The organism is Xanthomonas sp. DAR33341 (assembly GCF_003992815.1).
GTDB classification, from domain to species: domain Bacteria; phylum Pseudomonadota; class Gammaproteobacteria; order Xanthomonadales; family Xanthomonadaceae; genus Xanthomonas; species Xanthomonas cissicola.
The window spans coordinates 114,111-135,585 of the sequence record NZ_QEYV01000010.1 but is presented as its reverse complement, the minus strand read 5'-3'; the positions used below and the strand labels follow the sequence as shown (position 1 = coordinate 135,585).

General features: G+C 65.7%; 21 protein-coding genes and 1 pseudogene. 11 read left to right on the top strand and 11 right to left on the bottom strand.

Annotated features, from left to right (window positions below):
• Nucleotides 1-223: 223 nt before the first annotated feature.
• The 3 genes and pseudogenes from EO156_RS01145 (at nucleotide 224) to xopE (ending at nucleotide 3,734) form a co-directional block, all read left to right on the top strand.
• Entirely contained in the window at nucleotides 224-1,195 is a 972-nt protein-coding gene (locus tag EO156_RS01145) for an aldo/keto reductase (protein WP_005923853.1), read from the top strand.
• Nucleotides 1,196-1,324: 129 nt separating this feature from the next.
• Nucleotides 1,325-2,353 (top strand): NADP-dependent oxidoreductase, encoded by a 1,029-nt coding sequence (locus EO156_RS01140; protein ID WP_016849144.1) that lies wholly within the window; start codon nucleotides 1,325-1,327, stop codon nucleotides 2,351-2,353.
• A gap of 176 nt (nucleotides 2,354-2,529) precedes the next feature.
• Nucleotides 2,530-3,734, top strand: a pseudogene (gene xopE / locus EO156_RS01135) (XopE/AvrPphe family type III secretion system effector).
• 308 nt (nucleotides 3,735-4,042) lie between these two features.
• On the opposite strand, the gene EO156_RS01130 reads toward xopE, so the two are convergent.
• The gene (locus EO156_RS01130; RefSeq protein ID WP_003488673.1) at nucleotides 4,043-4,459 is read right to left on the bottom strand and encodes a hypothetical protein; all 417 of its coding nucleotides are present in this window, start codon (nucleotides 4,457-4,459) and stop codon (nucleotides 4,043-4,045) included.
• Between the two features lie 165 nt (nucleotides 4,460-4,624).
• On the opposite strand from EO156_RS01130, the gene EO156_RS01125 reads away from it, so the two are divergent.
• Entirely contained in the window at nucleotides 4,625-5,488 is an 864-nt protein-coding gene (locus tag EO156_RS01125) for a DUF2884 family protein (RefSeq protein WP_026006852.1), read from the top strand.
• A gap of 263 nt (nucleotides 5,489-5,751) precedes the next feature.
• Here the strand turns inward: EO156_RS01125 and EO156_RS01120 are convergent, their stop codons facing one another.
• The 5 genes from EO156_RS01120 to EO156_RS01095 all read right to left on the bottom strand — a co-directional run bounded on the left by EO156_RS01120 (nucleotide 5,752) and on the right by EO156_RS01095 (nucleotide 9,930).
• Nucleotides 5,752-6,453 (bottom strand): alpha/beta fold hydrolase, encoded by a 702-nt coding sequence (locus EO156_RS01120; protein ID WP_016849146.1) that lies wholly within the window; start codon nucleotides 6,451-6,453, stop codon nucleotides 5,752-5,754.
• Nucleotides 6,454-6,732: 279 nt separating this feature from the next.
• Complete coding sequence (locus tag EO156_RS01110) at nucleotides 6,733-7,161, bottom strand: organic hydroperoxide resistance protein (RefSeq protein ID WP_003488682.1); 429 nt, start codon at nucleotides 7,159-7,161, stop codon at nucleotides 6,733-6,735.
• Between the two features lie 99 nt (nucleotides 7,162-7,260).
• Nucleotides 7,261-7,722, bottom strand: a complete 462-nt coding sequence (locus EO156_RS01105; RefSeq protein WP_005912321.1) for a MarR family transcriptional regulator — start codon at nucleotides 7,720-7,722, stop codon at nucleotides 7,261-7,263.
• A gap of 372 nt (nucleotides 7,723-8,094) precedes the next feature.
• Nucleotides 8,095-9,189 (bottom strand): cell division protein ZapE, encoded by a 1,095-nt coding sequence (zapE, locus tag EO156_RS01100; protein ID WP_016849148.1) that lies wholly within the window; start codon nucleotides 9,187-9,189, stop codon nucleotides 8,095-8,097.
• A gap of 78 nt (nucleotides 9,190-9,267) precedes the next feature.
• Nucleotides 9,268-9,930, bottom strand: a complete 663-nt coding sequence (locus tag EO156_RS01095) for an alpha/beta hydrolase (protein WP_003488689.1) — start codon at nucleotides 9,928-9,930, stop codon at nucleotides 9,268-9,270.
• A gap of 66 nt (nucleotides 9,931-9,996) precedes the next feature.
• On the opposite strand from EO156_RS01095, the gene EO156_RS01090 reads away from it, so the two are divergent.
• Nucleotides 9,997-10,872, top strand: coding sequence for a hypothetical protein (locus tag EO156_RS01090; protein ID WP_005912317.1), 876 nt, complete (start codon nucleotides 9,997-9,999; stop codon nucleotides 10,870-10,872).
• 98 nt (nucleotides 10,873-10,970) lie between these two features.
• Complete coding sequence (gene xopR / locus EO156_RS24580) at nucleotides 10,971-12,188, top strand: type III secretion system effector protein XopR (protein ID WP_016849150.1); 1,218 nt, start codon at nucleotides 10,971-10,973, stop codon at nucleotides 12,186-12,188.
• Between the two features lie 155 nt (nucleotides 12,189-12,343).
• On the opposite strand, the gene EO156_RS01080 is transcribed toward xopR, so the two are convergent.
• Nucleotides 12,344-13,669, bottom strand: a complete 1,326-nt coding sequence (locus EO156_RS01080) for a GTP-binding protein (RefSeq protein ID WP_016849151.1) — start codon at nucleotides 13,667-13,669, stop codon at nucleotides 12,344-12,346.
• A gap of 52 nt (nucleotides 13,670-13,721) precedes the next feature.
• Here EO156_RS01080 and EO156_RS01075 point away from each other — a divergent pair, with 52 nt between their 5' ends.
• Entirely contained in the window at nucleotides 13,722-14,117 is a 396-nt protein-coding gene (locus tag EO156_RS01075) for a MerC family mercury resistance protein (protein WP_015471602.1), read from the top strand.
• A 205-nt stretch (nucleotides 14,118-14,322) separates the two neighbouring features.
• Here the strand turns inward: EO156_RS01075 and EO156_RS01070 are convergent, their stop codons facing one another.
• Nucleotides 14,323-16,041: an ExeM/NucH family extracellular endonuclease gene (locus tag EO156_RS01070; protein ID WP_016849152.1), complete on the bottom strand. Its 1,719-nt coding sequence runs from the start codon at nucleotides 16,039-16,041 to the stop codon at nucleotides 14,323-14,325.
• Between the two features lie 274 nt (nucleotides 16,042-16,315).
• Complete coding sequence (locus tag EO156_RS01065; protein ID WP_005912306.1) at nucleotides 16,316-16,834, bottom strand: c-type cytochrome; 519 nt, start codon at nucleotides 16,832-16,834, stop codon at nucleotides 16,316-16,318.
• Nucleotides 16,835-17,116: 282 nt separating this feature from the next.
• Between EO156_RS01065 and EO156_RS01060 the strand changes: the two genes are divergently transcribed.
• The 4 genes from EO156_RS01060 (at nucleotide 17,117) to EO156_RS01045 (ending at nucleotide 20,199) form a co-directional block, all read left to right on the top strand.
• A complete protein-coding gene (locus EO156_RS01060; protein ID WP_005928438.1) occupies nucleotides 17,117-17,761 on the top strand; it encodes a DUF4198 domain-containing protein in 645 nt (214 codons plus the stop codon).
• Between the two features lie 181 nt (nucleotides 17,762-17,942).
• Complete coding sequence (locus tag EO156_RS01055; protein WP_015462760.1) at nucleotides 17,943-18,254, top strand: DUF3649 domain-containing protein; 312 nt, start codon at nucleotides 17,943-17,945, stop codon at nucleotides 18,252-18,254.
• Nucleotides 18,251-19,867 (top strand): PepSY-associated TM helix domain-containing protein, encoded by a 1,617-nt coding sequence (locus EO156_RS01050; protein WP_016849153.1) that lies wholly within the window; start codon nucleotides 18,251-18,253, stop codon nucleotides 19,865-19,867. Before EO156_RS01055 ends, EO156_RS01050 begins: the two co-directional genes overlap by 4 nt.
• Nucleotides 19,864-20,199 carry a DUF3325 domain-containing protein gene (locus EO156_RS01045; RefSeq protein ID WP_011050205.1) on the top strand — a complete coding sequence of 112 codons (336 nt, stop codon included), beginning with the start codon at nucleotides 19,864-19,866 and terminating at the stop codon, nucleotides 20,197-20,199. The genes EO156_RS01050 and EO156_RS01045 overlap by 4 nt, the downstream gene beginning before the upstream one ends.
• A gap of 321 nt (nucleotides 20,200-20,520) precedes the next feature.
• On the opposite strand, the gene EO156_RS01040 is transcribed toward EO156_RS01045, so the two are convergent.
• On the bottom strand, nucleotides 20,521-21,048 hold the full coding sequence (locus EO156_RS01040; RefSeq protein ID WP_005912297.1) for an RES family NAD+ phosphorylase: 528 nt from the start codon (nucleotides 21,046-21,048) through the stop codon (nucleotides 20,521-20,523).
• Complete coding sequence (locus EO156_RS01035; RefSeq protein WP_005912295.1) at nucleotides 21,045-21,419, bottom strand: hypothetical protein; 375 nt, start codon at nucleotides 21,417-21,419, stop codon at nucleotides 21,045-21,047. The genes EO156_RS01040 and EO156_RS01035 overlap by 4 nt, the downstream gene beginning before the upstream one ends.
• Between the last annotated feature and the right edge of the window lie 56 nt (nucleotides 21,420-21,475).

The window sequence follows — 21,475 nt, the reverse complement described above, 5'->3', positions numbered from 1 at the left end:
CATCCGGGAAAAGTAGCGCGAGCCTAGCATGCGCTCCAGGGCCTGCCTGCCATCTGCCCGTCGTGCATTCGCGCAAGGCCGGTTACGGCGTCCCGTCGCCCATATGTTCAGATCCTGTGAGCTGCTGGGGACGATCGGCGGAACGCTGAATCCACGCAGATGTCACACGCAACATCGGTGTGCGTGACTATCCTGTCGCCAGTTCGAATCAGGAGCATCCACGATGACCCAACCCCGCGCACTCGGCCGCTCCGGCCTACAGGTTCAACCAATCGTCTTCGGCGGCAATGTGTTCGGCTGGAGCGCCGATGAGGCGACCTCGTTCGCCTTGCTCGATGCATTCGTGGATGCCGGCTTCAATCTCATCGATACGGCCGATGCTTACTCCGGGTGGGTGCCCGGCAATCGCGGCGGCGAATCGGAAACCATCATCGGCCGCTGGCTTGCGCGCAGCGGGAAGCGCGACAAGGTGCTGATCGCCACCAAGGTGGCCAAATGGAGCGAGCATCCCGGTCTATCGCCGGACAACATCGCAGCAGCAGTGGAAGATTCGCTGACGCGTCTGCAGACCGATGTGATCGATCTATACCAGGCGCACGAAGACGACGAATCGATTCCGCTGGAAGCCACGCTGGCCGCGTTCGGCCGCCTGATCGAGCAAGGCAAGGTGCGTGCGATCGGCGCGTCCAACTACAGCGCCGCGCGCCTGCGCGATGCGTTGGATATTTCCGAGCAGTACAAACTGCCGCGCTACGAAAGCCTGCAGCCGGAATACAACCTGTACGATCGCGCCAGTTACGAAGCCGAACTGGAGCCCCTGGTGCGCGAGCGCGAGCTGGGCGTGATCAGCTACTACTCGCTGGCAAGCGGCTTTCTCACCGGCAAATATCGCAGCGCAGACGATGCCGGAAAGAGCAGCGCACGCGGTGCATCGGTGGTCAAGCAGTACGTCAACCCGCGTGGCCTGCGCATCCTGCAGGCGCTGGACGATCTGGCCGTGACGCACAACGCCACGCCTGCCCAGATCGCGCTGGCCTGGCTGATCGCGCGCCCCGGCCTGACCGCGCCGATCGTCAGCGCCACCAGCGTGACCCAATTGCACGATGTGCTGGCAGCCGCACGCGTGGCGCTCAGTGCCGATCAGATTGCGCAACTCGACAGCGCCAGCGCGCCGGAGTCATCAGCACCCCGCTAGTACATCAGTGGGCATGTCGCGTCGTTGCCGTACACGCACTGCGCCCGTGACGGCGCTCCCCCGCGCAGCCGCATCAGCGGCCGTGCTCACCCGACCGCGCATGCGCGGACCGTTTGCGAGCCATTTCCCATGACGTCCATCATCAACCGCCGCATCGTACTGGCATCGCGCCCGCACGGAGAACCCAGCGCGGACAACTTTCGCATCGAAGAGGTCCCCGTCGCACCGACCGGGCACGATCAGATTCTGGTCCGCAATCGCTTCCTGTCGCTGGACCCGTATATGCGTGGCCGCATGGACGAAGGCCCCTCCTACGCCGCGCCAGTGGCCATCGATGCCGTAATGGAAGGCGGCACCGTTGGCGAAGTCATCGCGTCCAATCACGCCGACTATCATCCTGGCGATCTGTTGGTGCTGCCCGGCGGCTGGCAGACGCATAGCCTGCTGACCCCGACAACACCCTTGCGCAAGCTGCCCAAGGACGACAGCCTGCCACTGAGCACCGCGCTCGGCGTGTATGGCATGCCTGGCTTTACCGCGTATGCGGGCCTGCATGAAATCGGTAAGCCACAGCCCGGCGAAACGCTGGTGGTCGCTGCCGCCAGCGGCCCGGTCGGCGCCACGGTGGCGCAGCTGGCACGCCTGCAGGGCCTGCGCGTGGTCGCCATTGCCGGTGGCGCGGAAAAAGTACGTTATCTGCGTGACACGCTACATGTGGATGTGGCGCTGGACCACCGCGCCGACGACTTTGCAGAGCAGTTGCACGCCGCAACCCCTGACGGCATCGACATCTATTTCGAAAACGTGGGTGGCAAGGTGTTCGATGCGGTGCTGCCGCAGCTCAACGACTTCGCACGCATCCCGGTCTGCGGCGTGATCGCGACCTACAACAGCCGCGGGCAAGCCCACCCCGGCCCGGATCGCCTGCCCGACTTCATGGGCCAGGTGCTGCGTAAACGCCTGACGGTGCGCGGCTTCATCCAGCACGATTTCATCCGCCTGATGCCTGCCTTCCTGCGCGAAATGGGCCAGTGGCTGCGCGAAGACAAAATTCAGTACCGCGAGCACGTGCTGCACGGCCTGGACAGCGCACCGCAGGGCCTGATCGACGTGCTACGCGGCAAGAACTTCGGCAAGGCCGTCGTCGCTCTCGCCTAGCGATAGTCGCCGCGCTCCTCGCACCCGCTCGCTCTTGCGATCTCCATTCCAAGGCAATGCGATGAGCGGGGCGCCAGCGCCAGTCATTCGTGATCCCACACATGACTTCGGTGAACCAACAACGTTCGCAGCGCTGCTTGCCAAACTTGACGCCAGGGTCATGATCGGAGAGCGACATGGGACTATGCGTTTCAAAGCCGGCGACGTCAGGGTCGAGCGTGGCAGCGTCACCTGAGCAACATCCAAACCCTGCCTCAGAGCAGGTTACCCCCCACACGCCTTCCGTTCCCGAGACGTCGGTGCCGCCTAGCCTGCAGGGCTTGCTGACACGCTGCGTTCCCCGTGCGAGGCGGGGGCGTTCTGGGAAACCGACCCTGCAGCCGCACGAAGTCCAGCAGGCCGCCTACCAACTCGGAATGCGTCTCAGCGGCAGACCCATCGAAGACGTTCGCGACCGTCAACGCCTGGCCGACGCCACGGCGACGGTGCACGAGACACGGCTGGCCTTGCACCATGGACGAGGCAATATCGAGAGCGATTTTCGGCTCAGCGATGGGCGCAGCTCCACCTGTAGTTACCTGTCTTACAGTTTCCTGTCTTACTGGCCCGGGAAACATGACATCGATTTGATGGCAGGTTGCGCGCTGGCTGTCGGCGCAGGCAATTGCGACCAAAACGCAGCGGTCAACACACGCCGGCATGCGGTCCGCATGGAAGGTGGCGGGCAGATAACGAACGTCTGTGACGAAGCGTGCGCCCATATGTATGCGCTGTACCAGCCCCCAGGCTCGGCAGAGGCGGATGACTCGGCCGTCGTTCTCGACTCGTGGTCCGATGGTCCGGCGGTTCTACTCAGGGATTCGCGCTGGGCCGGAACATACCACCGCACATCCACGTATCCGATTGAGCGCTTCGACAAGCCGGGTGCGATCGATGCGCTGGCCAGGACCCGCGCATTGCAAGCCGAAATCGAGGATCCGCAAACCGAGTTCCATGCACATCTGCGCGGCGTGGAGAGCGTCGTTCGCACCCCGCCCGTACCTGGCAAGATCTATGCCTCGACGCCGGTCATCGCTCCCGACCTGGTCCAACGTACGCGTCAAAGGCTGCAAGAGTTATCGCCGCGGACGCGTAAAGCGCTGGCCGCCGATGCGGCGCGGCAAGCCTACGGCCTGGATGACGCACAGCCCATCTCGCCGCGCACGACGACAGCGATCCTGAAAGACGCAGCGCGCCTGGATGCCCTGGGTCGCCCTCCCTTGAGCTGGGCGCCAACTTCTCACACAAGGCTGAAGCGTTTTGTCACCAGTGCCCGGACCAATGCAAGGCAGGCTTTCTGGTATCGAAGCGGTGGCGCCCGCCTGTCACGGTGGCGAGATGAACGCCTCTTCGATCAGGCGAACAGCTGCCTATCGTTCAGCGGTAAGCTGTCATCGGCCTGATGGGCTGATGGCGGCCCGCCGAACACCTTTGCTGCGCGATACGTTGTTGGGAGACGGCGGAATTCGGCTGCGCGGCACCGGCAACCTGTGCGCAAGACCGTGTCGTGATGCACGGCCCGTGTAGAAACCTCGGGTTGAAGATGATCCGGTAATGCTGCCCGGTGAGATGCGCCTTTGAACGGACGCGCAAGCGTCAGCTGTTACCCACGTGCAAGACACATAACCGCGAGGTGCGGACCGATCGCCGCTAGTTCAACGACCCGATCGCCATCGCCTGACGGTCGATGCGATGCTTTTCCGCAAGCGCCTGCATGCCTTGCAAGGTCGAAGCGATCAGGCTCGCGTAACGCAGCCGCCATAAGGTGGCGCGGTCGTTGTCGTCGTGCGTGCTGCCCAGGCCGTCGAGCACCTGCGGCAGACGGCGATCGGCAAGCGCAGATGCGGCCAGGTAGGGCTTTGCAGGAGCGATGACATCCACCGGCTCGCGCCAGTCGTTGGCCACCTGCCTTGCGATGCCGGCCAAGTGCGAAAGCTGGTGCATGCCGATCAACGTCTCGTGCAGCATCTCGCGGCATGCCCATTGCCACAATGCCACCTTTTCCGATGGGTCCTGGGCAATCTCGGTAAGCGCCAGGTCTACCTTTTCGATGCGTGGGTCGAGCATTGTGCGGCTCCGATGCTGCTGTGCAACATAATTCACACCATCGGTCGTGAGAATCAAGTGAGCTAGTCGTTTGAATGCTGTCACTGCGCCGATGCTCGACCGGGTTCACGCTTCGCGACAAGCGTCTGCCATCGCGTGCACCACCGGCACCCTGACTTCCTGCCCATGGCGACGTCCTGCGCCGTGCGCAATGCTGCAGGCCCCGATTCCAGGGCCAGCCTCATGCGCAGTCCCGTGTTCCTCGCACCGTTGTGGCTGCTGGTGGCCTGCGCCGCGCAGGCCCAGACCACAGCCCCGCGGCTGTCCTCGCAGCGATGCGATGTCAGCACTTCCTACGACGTGCTGGCAGACACCGGCGGCATCTGGCTGCGCCGCAAGCAGGGCCTGCCGCGCGAGATCTTTTTCCACGGTGGCGAGCTCAACGTGGACCGCCAGCCGCAGCCGGTCAGCGCCGCCGACGCGCAACGCCTGCGCGAACTGGAGCAAGGCACGCGCGCGCTGATGCCGGCAGTGGCGTCGATCGCCCAGTCGGTGGTCGACATCACCTTCGATGCGCTGAACGGCGTGGTGCACGTGCTGTCCGGCAGCGCGCGCCTGCAGCGCAAGGTGGAGCAGCTACGCACAGCCGCACGAGCACAGGTCGATGGCAGCCTCGGGCGTGGGCGGTGGGAGCAAGCGTTGTTCGACGAGCGCTTCGAAGCCCACGTCGAACAAGCCGCCGAAGCACTGGCCGGTAGCCTGACCCGCAGCGTGCTGTGGACGGTCATGACCGGGCGCACTGCACAGTTGGAGCGCCGCGGTACGGAACTGGACGCGCAGATGGAACAGCGGATGCAGGCGCGCAGCGATGCGCTGGAAGCACAGGCACAGACGCTGTGCACGCAGGCGCAGGCGCTGTACGGGGTGCAGCAGGCGCTGGACTATCGCTTCCAGGGCGAGCGGCTGCAGATGCTGGAACTCAACACGCATCAGCAGAAACACGATGCCGATGCAGCCGTGTCCAGCGCTGTGGCGACAGCCGCGCGTTGACCTCGCGCTGCAGCGCAAGCGGCCTTGCAGGCCAGATGGCAGCACAACGCCGGCTTCATAACGGCTCGCATCACAACGGCTCGCTGCGGCAGGATGGCCACCGTGACTGGGCACGACAGCTTGCATGCATCAAGGCATGCATTGCATCGGCCGATGGCGCGCCGATCACCACCCCCAACCGCCGGTTCAGAGCCTCGCGCACTGGCCGACGCCATCCTGCCGCATGGCCACGGCATGGCCGCCTCAGCTCGGTGGTTACAGCGTCAGGCGAGCAGCCATTCCCGCAGTGCGTCCGACACCGCCTGCGGCTGCTCCAGCGGCGACAAGTGGCCACACGCAGGCACCTGCACCAGACGCGCGTGTGCAGCTAGTGCGGCCATTTCCTCATGCAATGCAGGCGGAGTGATCGCATCGCCCTGGCCGCATAGCACCAGCAACGGACCGGGATAGGCGCGCAGCAACGCGCGGCCGTCTTCCCGCTGCAGCCGGTTCTGCCGCAGGAACACCTCCACGCCCAGGCGCTGGGTCATGTCACGCGCCCGCTCCAGCAAGGCCTCGTCCTGCCAGCGCGAGGGATGCACGTAGTGGCGCAGCAGCCGCTCGCCGAACCCGTGGAAGGCATTGGCGCCACGCACGCTCGCTTCCTGCGCGCGCCGCTGCGCCGCACGCTCGGGCGGATCGGCACGTGCGGAAGTGTCCAGCAAGGCCAGCCGCTCCACACGCTCCGGCGCGATGCGCAGGATCTCCTGCGCGACGTAGCCGCCCAACGAAAATCCGGCCAATGCAAAACGCAGCGGCATCTGCGCCAGCAGCTGCATTGCCAGCGCACGCATGCTGTCGCCCTGGGTGATGTCGCCGACCACGCAATCGGCGACGTCGGCCAACGCGACGCGCTGCGCTTGCCACAACTGCGCATCGTTGAGCAGGCCGGGGAGCAGCAACAAGGTGGGACGCGGTGCGCTCATGCGCAGGAAGGTCCGACCGGGGTCGCAGAAGCAGGTACCGTCATCGCAACAGTGTGCCGGGCAGCGACGCCCATCGCCAGCCCGCGCAGGCGCACCCTGACGTGGGCCGCATCGGCCGGTATGCCAAGGTCGATGCGCATGCCAGTCAGTGCTGGCACCGCGATGCCGATCGCCTGCGCTGTTCAGGGCAGCGCCGCCTGCTGCAACACAACGGCCCGACGCATGCGCCGGGCCGTTGCTGACTCCACCACGTGTTGCGCGTGGCGATGCTGGCGTGGATCAGGCCAGGGTCAGGGTGACGTCGATATTGCCGCGGGTCGCATTGGAGTACGGGCAGACCTGATGGGCCTTGTCGACCAGCGTCTGCAGTTCGGCCTTGTCCATGCCCGGCACGGCGATACGCAGTTCCACCACGATGCCGAAGCCGCCCGGGATCTGGCCGATGCCGACGCTGCTGTCGATGCTCACTTCGCCCGGCAGCTTGAGCTTGTCCTGGGCGGCCACGGCCTTCATTGCGCCGATGAAGCAGGCAGCGTAGCCGGCTGCGAACAGCTGCTCGGGGTTGGTGCCGTCGCCGCCGGCGCCGCCGAGCTCGCGCGGGGTGGACAGCTTGGCGTCCAGCGCCTTGTCCGAGGACACGGCACGGCCTTCGCGGCCGCCGGTGGCAGTGGCGTGGGCGGTGTAGAGGACTTTTTCAGGTGAGGCCATGGTGGTTCTCCAGAGTGAGCGCTAGGGCGCATGAGGGATCAATAGTTGCCGATTGAATCGTGTACGACATGTTGCAAAACCGAGCGGCACGCCAGGAGCTCACCCGGCGCCAAGGCTGGAGCGTAGCTTCTCCAATTCCTGCTTGAGTTGACGCAGTTCGTCCAACGAACAGGCCGATGCACAAAACACCTGTTCCGGTACGGCGCCAGCCTTGCTGCGCAACGCACGGCCGGTCTCGGTCAGCGCGATGATGACCTGGCGCTCGTCGTTGGCCGCACGCGTACGGGTCACCAACCCGGCCGCCTGCAGGCGCTTGAGCAACGGTGTCAGCGTGGCCGAATCCAGATACAGGCGCTCGCCGATCTCCGACACGCTGCGTTCGTCGGTCTCCCACAGCACCAGCATGACCAGGTACTGCGGGTAGGTCAGATCCAGCGCCTTCAGCAAGCCGCGGTAGAGCTTGTGCATCGCCAGGTTGGCCGAATACAACGCGAAGCACAGCTGGTTATCGAGCTGCAGCAGTGCATCGGTGCGGGCAGTGGTGGCTGTGGCGGTGTCCATGGCTGCAATTTACATAGCACACGATCTAATTGCAAGCGATTTATTTGCGGTGCCTGCTCGGCGTTTTTCCGTCGGGACTTCCGACTTGGACTGGCACTGCGACCTCGCAGTGGCGTTGCAGGAGCAGCGCTGGGGGGAGATGCCATAGCCGCCCGGGACATGGCGGCGGCACGTATCGCGATCGCCGGATACGCACGGCAGCGCCCGCGGCGCCTCATTGGATCCACGAAGGAATTGGAAAGACGCACCAGCAACGACGCCGACTATCGTCGTCAGCGATGTTGAGCGATCACTCTGCCGGCAGTGCAGTGCCACCACCGCACATGCACGGCAATGGCAATCGCACAGGTCCTCGCCTATCCGATGACCGGCTTACGCGCGATGCGCCGTTGCCAGATACTCCGCGCTCTGCATTTCGATCAGGCGCGAAGCGGTGCGCTCGAACGCACCGGCCAGGCGCTGGCCGCTGTACAAGGCCGGCGGCGCGTCCTGCGCGGTGCAGACCAGATTGACATGGCGGTCGTACAGCTCGTCGATCAGGTTGACGAAGCGGCGCGCGGCGTCTTCGTTCATGCGGTCGAAGTGCGGGATGCCGCCCAGCAACACGGTGGTGAACTCGCGCGCAATCTCGATGTAGTCGCTGGGACCGCGCGGGCCTTCGCAGAGCGCAGCAAAATCGAACCAGGCGATGCTCTTGCCGCGTGCGCGCACCGGAATCTTGCGCGCCTCGATGTCGATATTGCCGGCGCGCGCTTCGGCGTTGCCGCTCAACTCGGCCCAACGCTGCGCAAGCCAATCGTCGGCCTGCGCATCCAACGGCGCGCGATACACCGGCGAGCGCGTCAGCGCGCGCATGCGGTAATCCTCGGTGCCTTCCGCGTAAAGCTCCACGCAGAACTTCTGCAGCAACCCGATCGCCGGCATGAAACTGTCGCGCTGCAAGCCGTTGGCATAGAGGTTTTCCGGCGCGGTGTTGGACGTGGTCACCAGCGTCACCCCTTCGGCGAACAGGCGTTCGAGCAAGCGTGCCAGCAGCATCGCATCGCCGATATCGGTAACGAAGAATTCGTCCAGCACCAGCACGCGCAGGTTCTCGCGCCACTGTTGGGCGATGCGTGCCAGCGGATCGCTTTGACCGGCGTGCTCGCGCAACTGCTCGTGCACGCCGCGCATGAAACGGTGGAAGTGGGTGCGGTATTTCTGCTCGATCGGCAGGCCGTCGTAGAACAGATCGACCAGAAAGGTCTTGCCGCGCCCGACACCGCCCCAGAAGTACAAGCCGCGTACCGGCTCGGGCTTCTTCCAGAATGCCGACAGCCGGTCCAGCCATCCATCCTGCGCGCTGTCCACCAGCGCCTCGTGGATGCGGTCCAGCTCCGCCAGGGCCGCCTGCTGCGCAGGGTCGGCGCGCCAGTCGCCGCGTTGTACGCCGGCGGCGTAGCGCTGCGACGGGGTCATCTCACTCATTGCATTCTCCGCGGGCCGGCTGTCGCCAGGACCGCTCAACAGCGCATCGCCGGGCGATACGCGTGGGCCGTGCCGCGGTCAGACTGCGGCCGGCAACCAGCGCCGGACACCATGCTGGATCGCACCGCGCAGGTCGATCAATTTGCGGTGGAAGAAATGGCTGGTGTCGGGCATGCGCACCAGCTCGGGTTGCTGCTCCAGCGTTTCCAGCCAGTCGTAGACCGCTTGCGGGTCGACGATCTCGTCGGCATCGCCCTGGATCACCAACCATTGCGCCGGCGGCTGGATGTCGCTGAAATCCCAGCGCCCGGCCGGCGGCGCGATCGAGATCAGCACCTGCGGTTGCAGCGAGCCGGCGGCGCGCAACGCGACATACGCGCCGAAGCTGAAACCGCCCAACCACAAGGTGTGGCCTGGCTGCTGCGCACGCACCCACTCGGCAACCGCACGCAGATCGTCCTGCTCGCCAACCCCATGGTCGAATGCGCCGGCCGAATTGCCGACGCTGCGGAAATTGAAGCGCACCACGGTGATGCCCAGCTCGCGCAGTGCGCGCGCCGCCATGGTGACGACCTTGTTGTGCATGCTGCCGCCCTCGGTGGAGAGCGGATGGCAGAAGATGGCGGTGACCGCGTGCGCGGCAACATCCGGCTCGGGCAGATCGACCGCGACATCCAGTGGGCCAACCGGCCCTTCCAAGGTCAACGCAGCCGATTCGGTGGGGAATGAGGGATTGGACATGCCTGCATAATAGCCGCCCCGCCGGCCGCGTTCATCGCCCTGCCTGCACACTTCGTTGCGTTGCCCATGCATTTCCTGCTGTTTGCCGTTGTCTGCAGTGTCCTGGTGTCGGTGCTGTTGAAGCTTGCGCCACGCCACCGGATCGACGTGTTTCAGGCCATTACCTGGAACTACGCCACTGCCGCACTCCTGGCCTGGCTGATCCTGCATCCTGCGCTGGACACGCTGCGCTCCACGACCGCTCCCTGGGTGGCGTTGCTGCTGCTGGCCGTGGCGCTGCCCTCCATCTTCCTGGTGCTGGCGCGGTCGGTCGCGGTGGCCGGCATCGTACGTACCGATGTTGCGCAACGTTTGTCGTTGGTGCTTTCGTTGGCCGCAGCCTTCACCGTTTTCGGCGAACCGGTCAATGGCTGGAAACTGGCAGGGCTGGCGCTGGGCATGGTGGCCATCGCGTGCATCGTGCGACGCCCCCGTCAGCACGTGGCGACCGATCCGCTGCCGAGCACAACCGGCCTGCCCTGGCTGGTTGGCGTCTGGATGGGCTTTGCGCTCATCGACCTGTTGCTCAAGCACATCGCGCAGGCCGGGACACCATCGCTGACCTCGTTGACCTTGTGTTTTGCACTGGCCTTTTTGCTGATGCTTGGCGTGCAGAGCGTGCGTTGGGCGCGTGGTGCACGCCCGAGCACCCGCAGCATGCTTGCCGGCGTGCTGTTGGGTGCGCTCAATTTCGGCAACATCCTCTGTTACGTACGTGCCCACCAGGTGCTGCCGCACAGCCCGGCGACCGTTTTTGCCAGCATGAATCTGGGCGTCGTCGTGTTGGGTGCACTGGTCGGCAAGTTGGGATTTGCCGAACGCCTGGGCCTGCGCGGCTGGTTGGGGCTGGCACTGGCCGCACCGGCCATCGCGGCGATCGCCTGGGGAATACGTCTGGGTTGAGGATCACGCGTTCGGCCTACGCGACGCCGGTTCGCCATCGGCCTTCCGCGCCGGTTGGCGGTCGCTAGCATGAGCGTGCATTCCCGCGGGAGTTTGTGATGCGCCTGACTTCGTTCTTTCGCAGCACTCATCCGGTTGCTCCGGAGCCGCTCAATCCGGCGACCAGCGACACGACAATGACCGCGGCGACGCCGTCGCTGCACTCGCTGTCTCACGCGCCCAAGGCCGGCACCGCGCAAGGCGCGGCCAAATCGCGGCAAGGCATGCTGGCATCGGCGCGCAAGTCGCTTGCGACGCTACGCAAACAGTTGCCGTCGATGTGCTTGGGAGCGCCAGCCACAAAAATAGCGCAGAGCCAGCCTGCGCTGGCCACACCCGCACCGAACGCTGCCAGGCGAGGCGAGAACCAGCGTCCACCGGTACCGCAGGCTGGCGTCGATGCGCGATGGCAGACGCCCGATGCGATGCCTCCGCCGCGCAGTCGTGTGCCGATGCACACGGCAGCACCACCGCCGCAACCGCTGTCGGCGGCACGTGCGGCAGAACGCTTTCAGCAACGTCAGGGCGGCCCTGAGGAACTGCCGCAACAGCGCGTTCCAAGCTTAGCCAGGCGCGATCAGGTATGGCAGCCGCAACAGCCGATGCGCCCCTCGCGGCCGGCACCGACTGCGTCCCCGAAAGCGGCGACACCGGCTCCGCCCTCGCCGTCCAGGCGGCTACGCCCCGTGCGCATCATGAATCTGGAATTGGCCGCGCTCAACGAGCAGTGCCATCACATCGGTCGGCGCCTCCACAAAGAGCGTCGGGCGCCTGGCCCGGAGGAGAGGTCGGTGTTCGAGATGCGTGCGGCCCTGATCGCCGAGCGCGACGCCGTACGCGATCGGCAGCTCGATGGAATGTTGGCGGCGCTGGCGCCATTGGAGAAGATCGCCGCGCCGAAGACCACCAGCAATCGGCTAGCCATGGTCCAACGGGATGTGATGCAGTCCAATCGCCATGCATTGCTTGCGGTCCGTCGCGAAAATATCGACATGACCAAGATGCAAGTGTATTTCGTACGCGCGCAGCGGCGCCTGGAGTCATTGAAGGAAAGCGGTGCTCCACCCGACAAGATCCGGCGCCTGGAACGCATGATGCAGGGCTATACCAACGTGCTGGCACTGCGAGACATGGTCAGGCAAACCGACGAACAACTGCATCGGATGGGTGCGCCACGCTTGATGGACACCATCCCCACGACGGCGCAAGAGCGTGCGCTGTCCGAGCAGAGTGAGCGTGACGCCCATCAGGAGGCGATCGACAACGGTTATTACTGAGGATTGAACAGGTAATAGTTGCGCGCAAAGCATACGCGGACCGCCAGCGCCCGCGCAGGCCTCGGCGGTTGCCACTGACCTCAAACTGCAGTGTCGCCAGCTCGATGAGGCTGGCGATGGCGTCGACTTGCTTGGCAAGCAGCTGCAGTGCGCTGTTACCGCGCCCAGTGCGGGAACGGGTCGTCCAGCAGTTGCCATTGCGCCGGCCCTTGCCGTAGTTCCTGATCGCTGAGCAGGCACGCGTCCAGCGCAGCGCGTGTGCGCGATGCATCCATGTCCACGCCGATCACCGCCAGCTCCTGACGGCGATCGCCCCAGAGCGGATGCCACAGTCGCTGCATCGCGGCGTATTCGCTGGCATCGCCGACCTCGTGCGGTTGCGGCAGTGGCGCGGTCCAGCACTGCGTCTGTTGCCGCTGCCAGCCGATATCGGTGTAGGGCAGCGGCGTGATGCTGGTCTGCAGCGGCTGGCCGACTGCCTGCGCATCGACACGGTGGCGCGCAGCGAACCAGAACCCGGCCGCGCTGGTCTGGGTGGCGCCGCCCACGCTGGACAGTTCGCCCACCCAATCCATGCGGCTGGCCAGCCAGAAGAAGCCCTTGCTGCGGATCACCTGCGGCAAGCCGCTGTGCACCATGCGCGCGAAGCGCTGTGGATGGAATGGCCGGCGCGCGCGGTACACGAAGCTGCTGATGCCGTATTCCTGGGTCTCGGGGGTGTGCTGGCCGCGCAGTTCCTGCATCCAGCCCGGCGCCAGCTGCGCACGGGTGAAATCGAAACGCCCGGTGTCCAGCAGCTGCTGCAGCGGCACTTGCCCGTGCGCGGCATCCACAATTGCCGCGTCGCGGTTGAGCGCACGCAGCACGGCGCGAAGGCGTTGCAGCTGCTGCGCGTCGCTGCGGTCGCACTTGCTGATCACCAGCACATCGGCGAACTCCACCTGTTCGCCCAGCAACTGCACCAGCCCGCGCGTGTCGTCCGGGCCGGCTTGCTGGCCCAGGTCGGCCAGCGTGGCAGCCGAGCCGAAATCCTCCAGGAAACGGCTGCCGTCCACCACCGTCACCATGGTGTCGAGCCGGGCGATGTCCGACAGGCTGAAACCATCGGCATCGCGCACCGCGAAGGTGGCCGCCACCGGCATCGGCTCGGCAATACCGGTCGATTCGATCAGCAGATAGTCGTAGCGGCCCTGCTCGGCCAGCCGCCGCACTTCCTGCAGCAAATCGTCGCGCAGCGTGCAGCAGATGCAGCCGTTACTGAATTCCACCAGCGTTTCTTCGGTGCGCCGCAACGCCGCGCCGCCCTCGCGAACCAGCTGCGCGTCGATGTTGACCTCGCTCATGTCGTTGACGATGACCGCCACCCGCAAGCCGTCGCGGTTGTGCAGGATGCGATTGAGCAAGGTGGTCTTGCCCGCACCCAGAAAGCCGGACAACACGGTGACGGGAAGGCGCGCATCGCGCTGGGGGGACAGAGACATCCTGAGAGCCTGGCAAGAGAGAAGTGTTACTATATAACACTTACTCGACCGGATGCTTCTGATGCGCGCCACCGCCTCCCTGCTGGACAGCTCGGCCATCGCCTTGTCCGGGTTGTGCCTGTTGCATTGCCTCGCCCTGCCGCTGCTGGCCGCCACGCTCCCGCTGCTGGGTGTCTGGAGCCGGGCCGAGTGGGTACATGTGGTGTTCGCCACAGCGGCGGTGCCGCTGAGCGGCTACGCGCTATGGAGCACGCACCGCCGGCACGCGCTGCCGGCGCCGGTCTGGGTGCTGGCGCTGTGCGGGCTGGCCGGTCTGGTTATTGGAGCGAGCGGTCTGGCCGGCGATGCGCTGGAGACACCGGTCACGGTCGCCGGCAGCCTGCTGCTGGCCAGCACGCATCTGCTCAATCTGCGGCTGCGTCGCCGACATGGGGCGTGCGCGAACTAACGACCGGTCGGCATGCAGCGCCATTGCCGGAGCGGCGACCGGCGGGAAGTGAGGTGGTACACGCATCCGCCGGTCGATGCGCCCTGCTGGCGCTCGAACAGCTCAACGCACGCCGCGCACCGCGTCGGTGTCGGTGTCGGTGTCGGTGTGCAACATGCCCAGGCACGCGCACAGCGTGCCGCGTGCACTGTCATGATCGGCAGCGCTACAGCGAAAAACCCAGCAATACCGGGTCGTGATCGGAGCTGCGCCACGGCCCGGGCAGATTGCGCTTGGCGTAGCCGGCGGCATCCATGACATCCGCATTGACATGCCATTCGGCCGCGCCCCGCAGTTGCTTGGCCATCGCCGGGCTGAGCAGCGCATGGTCCAGCCGCCCGCTCAGGCCGTCGTAAACGTAGCTGTAGGGCTGCTTCACACCGGCCACTGCAAACGCGTCCTGCCAGCCGCTGGCGCGCAGGCTGCGCATCGGCGTTTCCATCGCATAGGCATTGAAGTCGCCCAGCAGCACGGCGAGTTTGGTCTGCGCACCGGTGGGGTCGGTCTGCAACCACTGGTGCAACCGCTTGGCCGATTCGGTACGGGTGGCATTCCAGCAGGCCTGGCCGTCCTGCTGATCGGCATCGGCCCCGCTGGCGTTGCCGCAGCCCTTGGACTTGAAGTGATTGGCGACCACCACGAAGGTGGCTCCACGCGCACTGCGGAACGCCTGCGCCAGCGGCACGCGACTGTGGTTCTCGAACGGCCCGCCGGTCAGCGTGGCCGGCCTGCCGACTGGGGTGACCTGCGAGCTGCGATAAATGATGCCGACCCGGATCGCATCGTCGCCCGGGCCGCTGCCGGTATCGACGAACTGCCAATCCTTGTCCTTGCCGGCAGCGTTGAGCGCGGCCACCAGTTGGGATACCGCCGCATCGGCGCCGTTGCCGTCGTTTTCCACTTCCATCAACGCAGCCACGTCGGCACCCAATGGCACGATGGTGGCGACCAACTTGGCCAGCTGCGCCTGGAATTGTTCGTGCGTGCGTGCGCCACGCTTGGTCGGGAAGCCACCGCCACGGCCATTGCCGTTGAAGAAATTCTCCAGGTTGAACGAGGCAATACGCAGATCGCCGCCCACCTGCGGCGCAACGGCTGTAGGCATCGCCGGCAAGGTCAGTGGGCCCAGCACCTGGATGCGGTAGTTGCCGTCGTAGCGTTGGTCGACGATGCCATCGACCGATTTGAGCAGGCTGCCGCTGCGCAACACCGGATCGGCCGGCAGATACGACACCGTCCTGGGGCTGCGGCCGTTGCGCGCATCGTCCAGCAACACGCGACGGCGTGCGTTATCGGCCTGCACCTGCACGAACGCCGGCGTGCCGGCAGCGGCGACCTCGCTCGGCTGCCACAGGCGTCCGCCGAACGCGGCGACCAGCTCGCCGTACGTGTCCAGGCGGTCGCTGCCATTGAGCGTGAGCGAGGCGATACGCACGTGTTCGCCTTCCAGCGCTTCCCAGTTGGCCGGCGGCCCGCTGAGCATGCGTACCGGCACCGGCTGGCCACTGGCAAGCCGCTCGATGCTGCTGGCGTCCACGGTGGTCAGGCTCGCCTCACCACCTGCCGAGACTTCGCGCACGGTGCCGACGATGCGCACGCGGTCGCCCACCGCCAGCTTGGCATTGCCGGCCCCGGTGACGAACAGGCCATGCGAGCGCCGCGGCTCGAAGCCGGGCTGCTGCACGAACAGGCCGGCCAGCCCCACGCGCGTATCGGCGGTGACGATTCCCTCCACCTCCACTACGCGGCCGTCGTACGGGCTGCGGCTGTCTTCGCCCTGCACGTCGGCAATCGAGAGCCGCTGCGCGGCACCATCGGCAGCGCTGCACAGCAACGGAGCCAACAGACCAACCAAACCGAGCACAACCAGCGGGCGAGGCGACATCGAACGACTCCAGTAAGTGAATCCAAACGCAAACGCCGCCCGGAAGGCGGCGCGTGATAACGAAAAGCGCAGAAACAGGCTAGCAAACCAGGGGGAATGACCGCCAGGCACGTGCGCTGCGCAACGGTGATGCGGCTATTGCGTGCACCAATGCAGTGCTGCAGCGCCTGCGCACGATCTGCCCGCGACGCGCTCCATGGGCAACGCAACGCAGGCGATAGGCTGTATCAGGCGCGAATCGCAGACCCATCTTCCCCGGCAACTTGCCAGGCCCTTACTTGAGGTTGCCCAGCATCCAATCGACGGTGGCCCGCACCTGCTCTTCGGTCAGTGCCGGGTTGCCGCCCTTGGGAGGCATGATGCCGCCATCCGGACCGGTATAGCCCTCGATCGCGTGCTTGTACAAGGTGTCCTTGCCCTGGGCGATGCGTGCATCCCAATGCGAATGGTCCAACGTGGGCGCCTTGCCGACACCGGTGGTGTGGCAGGCGGTGCACAGGTTGTTGAAGATGGTCTTGCCGTCGGTCGTACCGCCGTACGCAGACTGCGAGGCGGCCTTGGCCAGCGCGGCGGCCTGCGCTGCGGCCTGTGCGGACGCGCCAGTCGCACCGGCGTAGACCGCGCCGGCAGGCGCAATGCGTTGCAGCACGCGTTTGGCGGCGGTGGGCGAGACTTCGTCGGGGATGGCGCGTTGCAAATACGCTGCCAGGGCGATCAGGCCCAGGGTGATCACCACGAGTAAACCGATCACCATCGAGAATTTCTTCAGGAACTCGAGGTCGTAATTCCGCACGCGCTCACCCCTGGCTGTTGGTCGAAGACCTCTGCTAGCGCCGGAGTATAGAGCACACTTTGCGCCAGTCTGACCAGCCTGCATGACAGTTTTCGCAGCGATGGGCGCTGCACGCCCGATGGGCGGATGCTCCTGTCCGCGGGCACGCTCGCCCCGGCTGGCCAATTGCGGCAGCGCCGCATGCCGCGCATTGGTCTCCGTTGTGGGAATTGCGTATCATTCCCAATAACCACGATGGCGCGGTTCTCGCCTCGCCGGTCCCGTCCTTGAGGAGTCGCCGCGATGAAATCCTTCCTGCTGTCCTGCCTGGCCTTGGCCAGCATCAGCCTGTCCGCCCAGGCCCACGAAATCTGGATCGAGCGCGACGGCAGCGGCCCGGTGCGCATCTTCTTCGGCGAGCCGGCGCAGGAAGCGCTGGACCACGGCCAAGACGAGATCAAGCGCGTGGTCAAACCAAGCGTGTTCGGCGCTGCCGGCAAGGCCGGCCCGCTGCAGCGCGGTGCCGAGTTCCTGACCGCGCCACTGGCCGGCAGCGGCGATGCGTGGTTGAGCGACGACAGCGTGTTTGAGCCATGGAAGGGGGAAGCCGGCGGCTTCGAGACGGTGAGCTATTACGCACGCGCCGGCCGTACCACACCGGCTGCAAAACTCGATTTCGAACTGGTCCCCACCGCTGCCAATAGCAATACGCTGACCGTGCTTTATCGCAACAAGCCACTGCCCAAAGTGGAAGTGACGGTGATCGACCCGCAGAAGTGGCAGAAGACGCTGACCTCCGATGCCAAGGGCCAGGTGACGCTACCTACCCTGCGTGCCGGCCGCCACATCCTGGTGGCCACCAACAAGGAACCGGTGAAGCGCGAGATCGCCGGCAAGCAGGTGTCGATGGTGCACCACATCAGCACGCTGACGTTCCTGGCCGAGTAAGCGTGGTCGGCACACCTCCCGCGCACTCATGGACCAGGCACCGCCGCCGCGTCGCGGCGATGCCTGGCTTGCGCGTCCTACGCCCCACGCGGTGGCCACATGCGTTTGCCGGCCCACCCGGCTTGGCAACGGTGCGCTGCGGTGTGGCAGGTGCGCCACGTCCATCGCGCGCGGTGGCGTGATGTCCAGCGCATCGCCCTTGCCGCTTGCCTGGTTCAGGCGCCCCTGGCTGGGGGTGCTTGCGCGCACGCTGGCAGCCATCTTCGGCGGCTACGCGCTGGCCAGCGCCACCAATCTGTTGTTGGCGCTGGTGTTGCCGATGCCGCGCAGTGAAGCGGTATTGAGCAGCATGCTGATCGGGATCGTAGTGTGCGCGTGTGCGCCGTTATGGGCCTTCGCCACCGCCAGCGTGTGGCGTGCCTGTGCCGGCATCGCGGTGCCGGCGACGCTGATGTTTGCGCTGGCCGCGTGGCTGCAACGGAGCGCGGCATGAAGCAGGGCTTTCGCCAGTCGATGGCGTGGCTGCATACCTGGACCGGGCTGCTGGTCGGCTGGGTCTTGCTGCTGATCTTCATGGGCGGCACGGCCAGTTATTACCGCGACGAAATCAGCCGCTGGATGCGCCCGGAGTTGCCCACCACCACGGTAAGCACCGCCACTGCGCTGCGCAGTGCCGAGCAGTATCTGCAGACACACGCAGCCGATGCAGTGAGCTGGAACATCACCTTGCCGGATACGCGCACTCCGGTGGTGAGCATGTACTGGCAGAATCCCGCGCCCGCCGACGGCAAACCTGTCGATCGCCGGCAGATGTACGGCACGGCGATCATCGACCCGGCTACCGGCAAGGACATCGCCGCACGCGACACGCTGGGCGGCGAATTCTTTTACCGGCTGCATTTCGACCTGCATTACGTGCCGGTGATGTGGGCGCGCTACATCGTGGGGTTCTGCGCGATGTTCATGCTGGTGGCGATCATCAGCGGGGTGATTACGCACAAGAAGATCTTCAAGGACTTCTTTACCTTCCGCCCCGGCAAGGGGCTGCGGTCGTGGCTGGATTTCCACAACGTCAGCGCGGTGACCGCGTTGCCGTACCACGCGATGATTACCTACACCGGCATCGTGACCTTGATGTTCATGTACCTGCCGTGGGGTATCAAGGCGCGCTATGCCAGCGATGAAATGCGTTTCTACGACGAGGCGGCCAATCGGGTGGCCGATACGCGCAAGGCCGCCGGTGTACCGGCGCACATGCTGCCGCTGGAGCAGTTCGTGGCACGTGCGCGCAGCGATTGGCGTGGTGGCGAGGTGGGCAGCGTGGCGGTGTCACTGCCCAACGATGCGCATGCTGCCGTCGGGGTGAGCCGATTGGCCGACAACCTCTCCACTGACGTGCCTTCCATCCTGTTCGATGCCGTAAGTGGCGAGCGCCTGCAACGCAGCGGGCCACCGGGCGGTGCCAGCCAGACGCGTGGGGTGATGGTGGGTCTGCATCTGGCCCATTTCGCCGGGCCATGGCTGCGCGCGCTGTTCTTCGGCTCCGGCCTGCTGGGCTGCCTGATGGTGGCCAGCGGCGTGGTGATGTGGGCAGTGAAAGAACGTCCCAAGCATCTGAAAGCCGGGCGCATCGGCTTCGGCCTGCGCCTGGTGGACGCACTCAACATCGGCACCGTGGCCGGCTTGCCGATCGCCTTTGCCAGTTTCTTCTGGGCCAACCGCGTGTTGCCGGTGAGCCTGGATGCGCGCGCAGCGATGGAGGCCAATGTGTTTTTTGCTGCGTGGGCCACGGCGTTGCTGGCTGCATTCGTGTGGCCGCGGCGTGCGATGTGGAGCTGGCAGCTCTATCTGGGCGCGGCATTGTTCGCGCTGGTGCCGGTACTCAACGCAATCACCACCGATGTGCATCTGGGCGTGACGCTGCCGGCCAGGCAATGGGCACTGGCCGGTGTAGATCTGGTGTGCCTGTTCCTGGGCCTTAGCCTGGGGATCGCCGGCTTTCGCCTGCAGCGTTGGAAAGCGCCGCAGCCGGCTTCGGCGCGACGCGCGCGCGCTGCTGCCGCAACGCCTGCACAGCCAGCCGCGCCGCTCCAGGAAAGCGCATGAGCGTGCTGTTATTGCTGGCGTTGAATTTTTCCGGCTTTGCTGCCCTGTGCCTGGCGATGGACAAGCATCAGCAGGAGTTGCGCGGCCGCCTGCTGGGCACTACACGATCGCGCCAACTGCGTGTGTCGGGTTGGTTGCTGCTGTGTCTCACCTTCGCGTTGGCGGTGCATGCGCAGGGCTGGGGCATCGGCGCAGTGCTGTGGCTGGGCACGTTGACCGCCAGTGCGGCGGTGTTGTCGCTGTGGCTGCTGCCGTATCGGCGCGGGGCGATCCTGCCGGCCGCGGTGGCTGCGCCAGTGCTGGCTGGCGTGGTGCAGGTGCTGACTGGTTGAAGGTTGGTCGCGGCTAACCAGCTGTCTACTACGTGCGTTTGCATGCCTAACCGGCGGCAACGATCACGTAAAGAACACGAGCGACCGGCCGACGGGCTTGCCGAGCTGACGCGAGATGCGATCGACTTGATCATCAATCAACGGGTGCGCTGGTTCCGTCCGTCGTGTTTCTGGAGGGCGACCGCGTCTTCTGCAGCGCGAGGCCTTGAGACCCTCCTCGCTACCCATTGCGTTATCGCCACACGCACGTGCGGTGACGTTCGCGATACCGATGTCGAGTGACGCGCTGCACGTGGTGCGCGCACATCAACGCGTGCCCAGTCACACCACCGTCGGCGGATCGCCCCAACTGCGGCCATCGCGCGGCAGGCGGCCATCGTCGAGGACGCGGAGTACGCGCTCGGGCTGCAGCATGTCCAGAAACAGCACCACGTTGACGCCTTCGGGCCGCGCCATGCTGGGGAAGATCACGCCGGGGATCTCCGCTTCGCGCAACAGGTCGCCGAGCACCCAGCTCACCGGTTCGATCTTGTTGACCAGCGCCTTGCGCCAGTCGTCGGCCCAGTCGGCCCACACCGCATCCCAGCTGGCATCGAGCAGACGCAGATCGGCCAGTGCCGGAAGATCGGCGGCGTAACTGACCAGCGTCAACGGTGGCAGGAACGGGGCGGCCTGGGCATATTCGGACGCGGCGGTTTCCAGTTGCAGCGACAGATAGAGCGCCGGCTGGCCGAAGCGATTGAAGCGCCCGCCCGAGCGCGCCGCACCGGCACCGCTCAGTGGTTCGGCGGCCCAGCGCGGGGTAAAGGCGCGATAGAGCGTGCAGTGCGCCGGGGCGCTCAGCCTCAACCGGCGGACCCTGCGGCGACCGTGCGCAGATAGGTCAGCGCATCGTCGGTGCGCCCCTGCTTGACCACTTCCAGCAAGGTGGCGAACTCGAACGCGGGGATCGGCGTGTTCTTGAGATGGAACACTACCTGGCGCTCGTCCGGTTGCACCTGCGCCATCGCCACCAGCAGCCGCGACAGATTACGCAGCAAGTCTTGGACGCGCGGGCTTTCCGGGTGCACGCGCAGGCTGTTGCGGTGCACGCCGGCCAGGTCGGCGAGTTCCTGTTGCGAAAGATCCAGCAGACTGGCCATGGCCGAGGGCGACAGGATGGTCCGGTCCGGCACGCGCAGGCGTTCGGTCAAGGCCAGTGGATTGAGAACGGCGACCATCGCACGGCTCCGGCAAGGTAGGTGCACAGTATATGCACAGTCGGCTGCATCCGGGA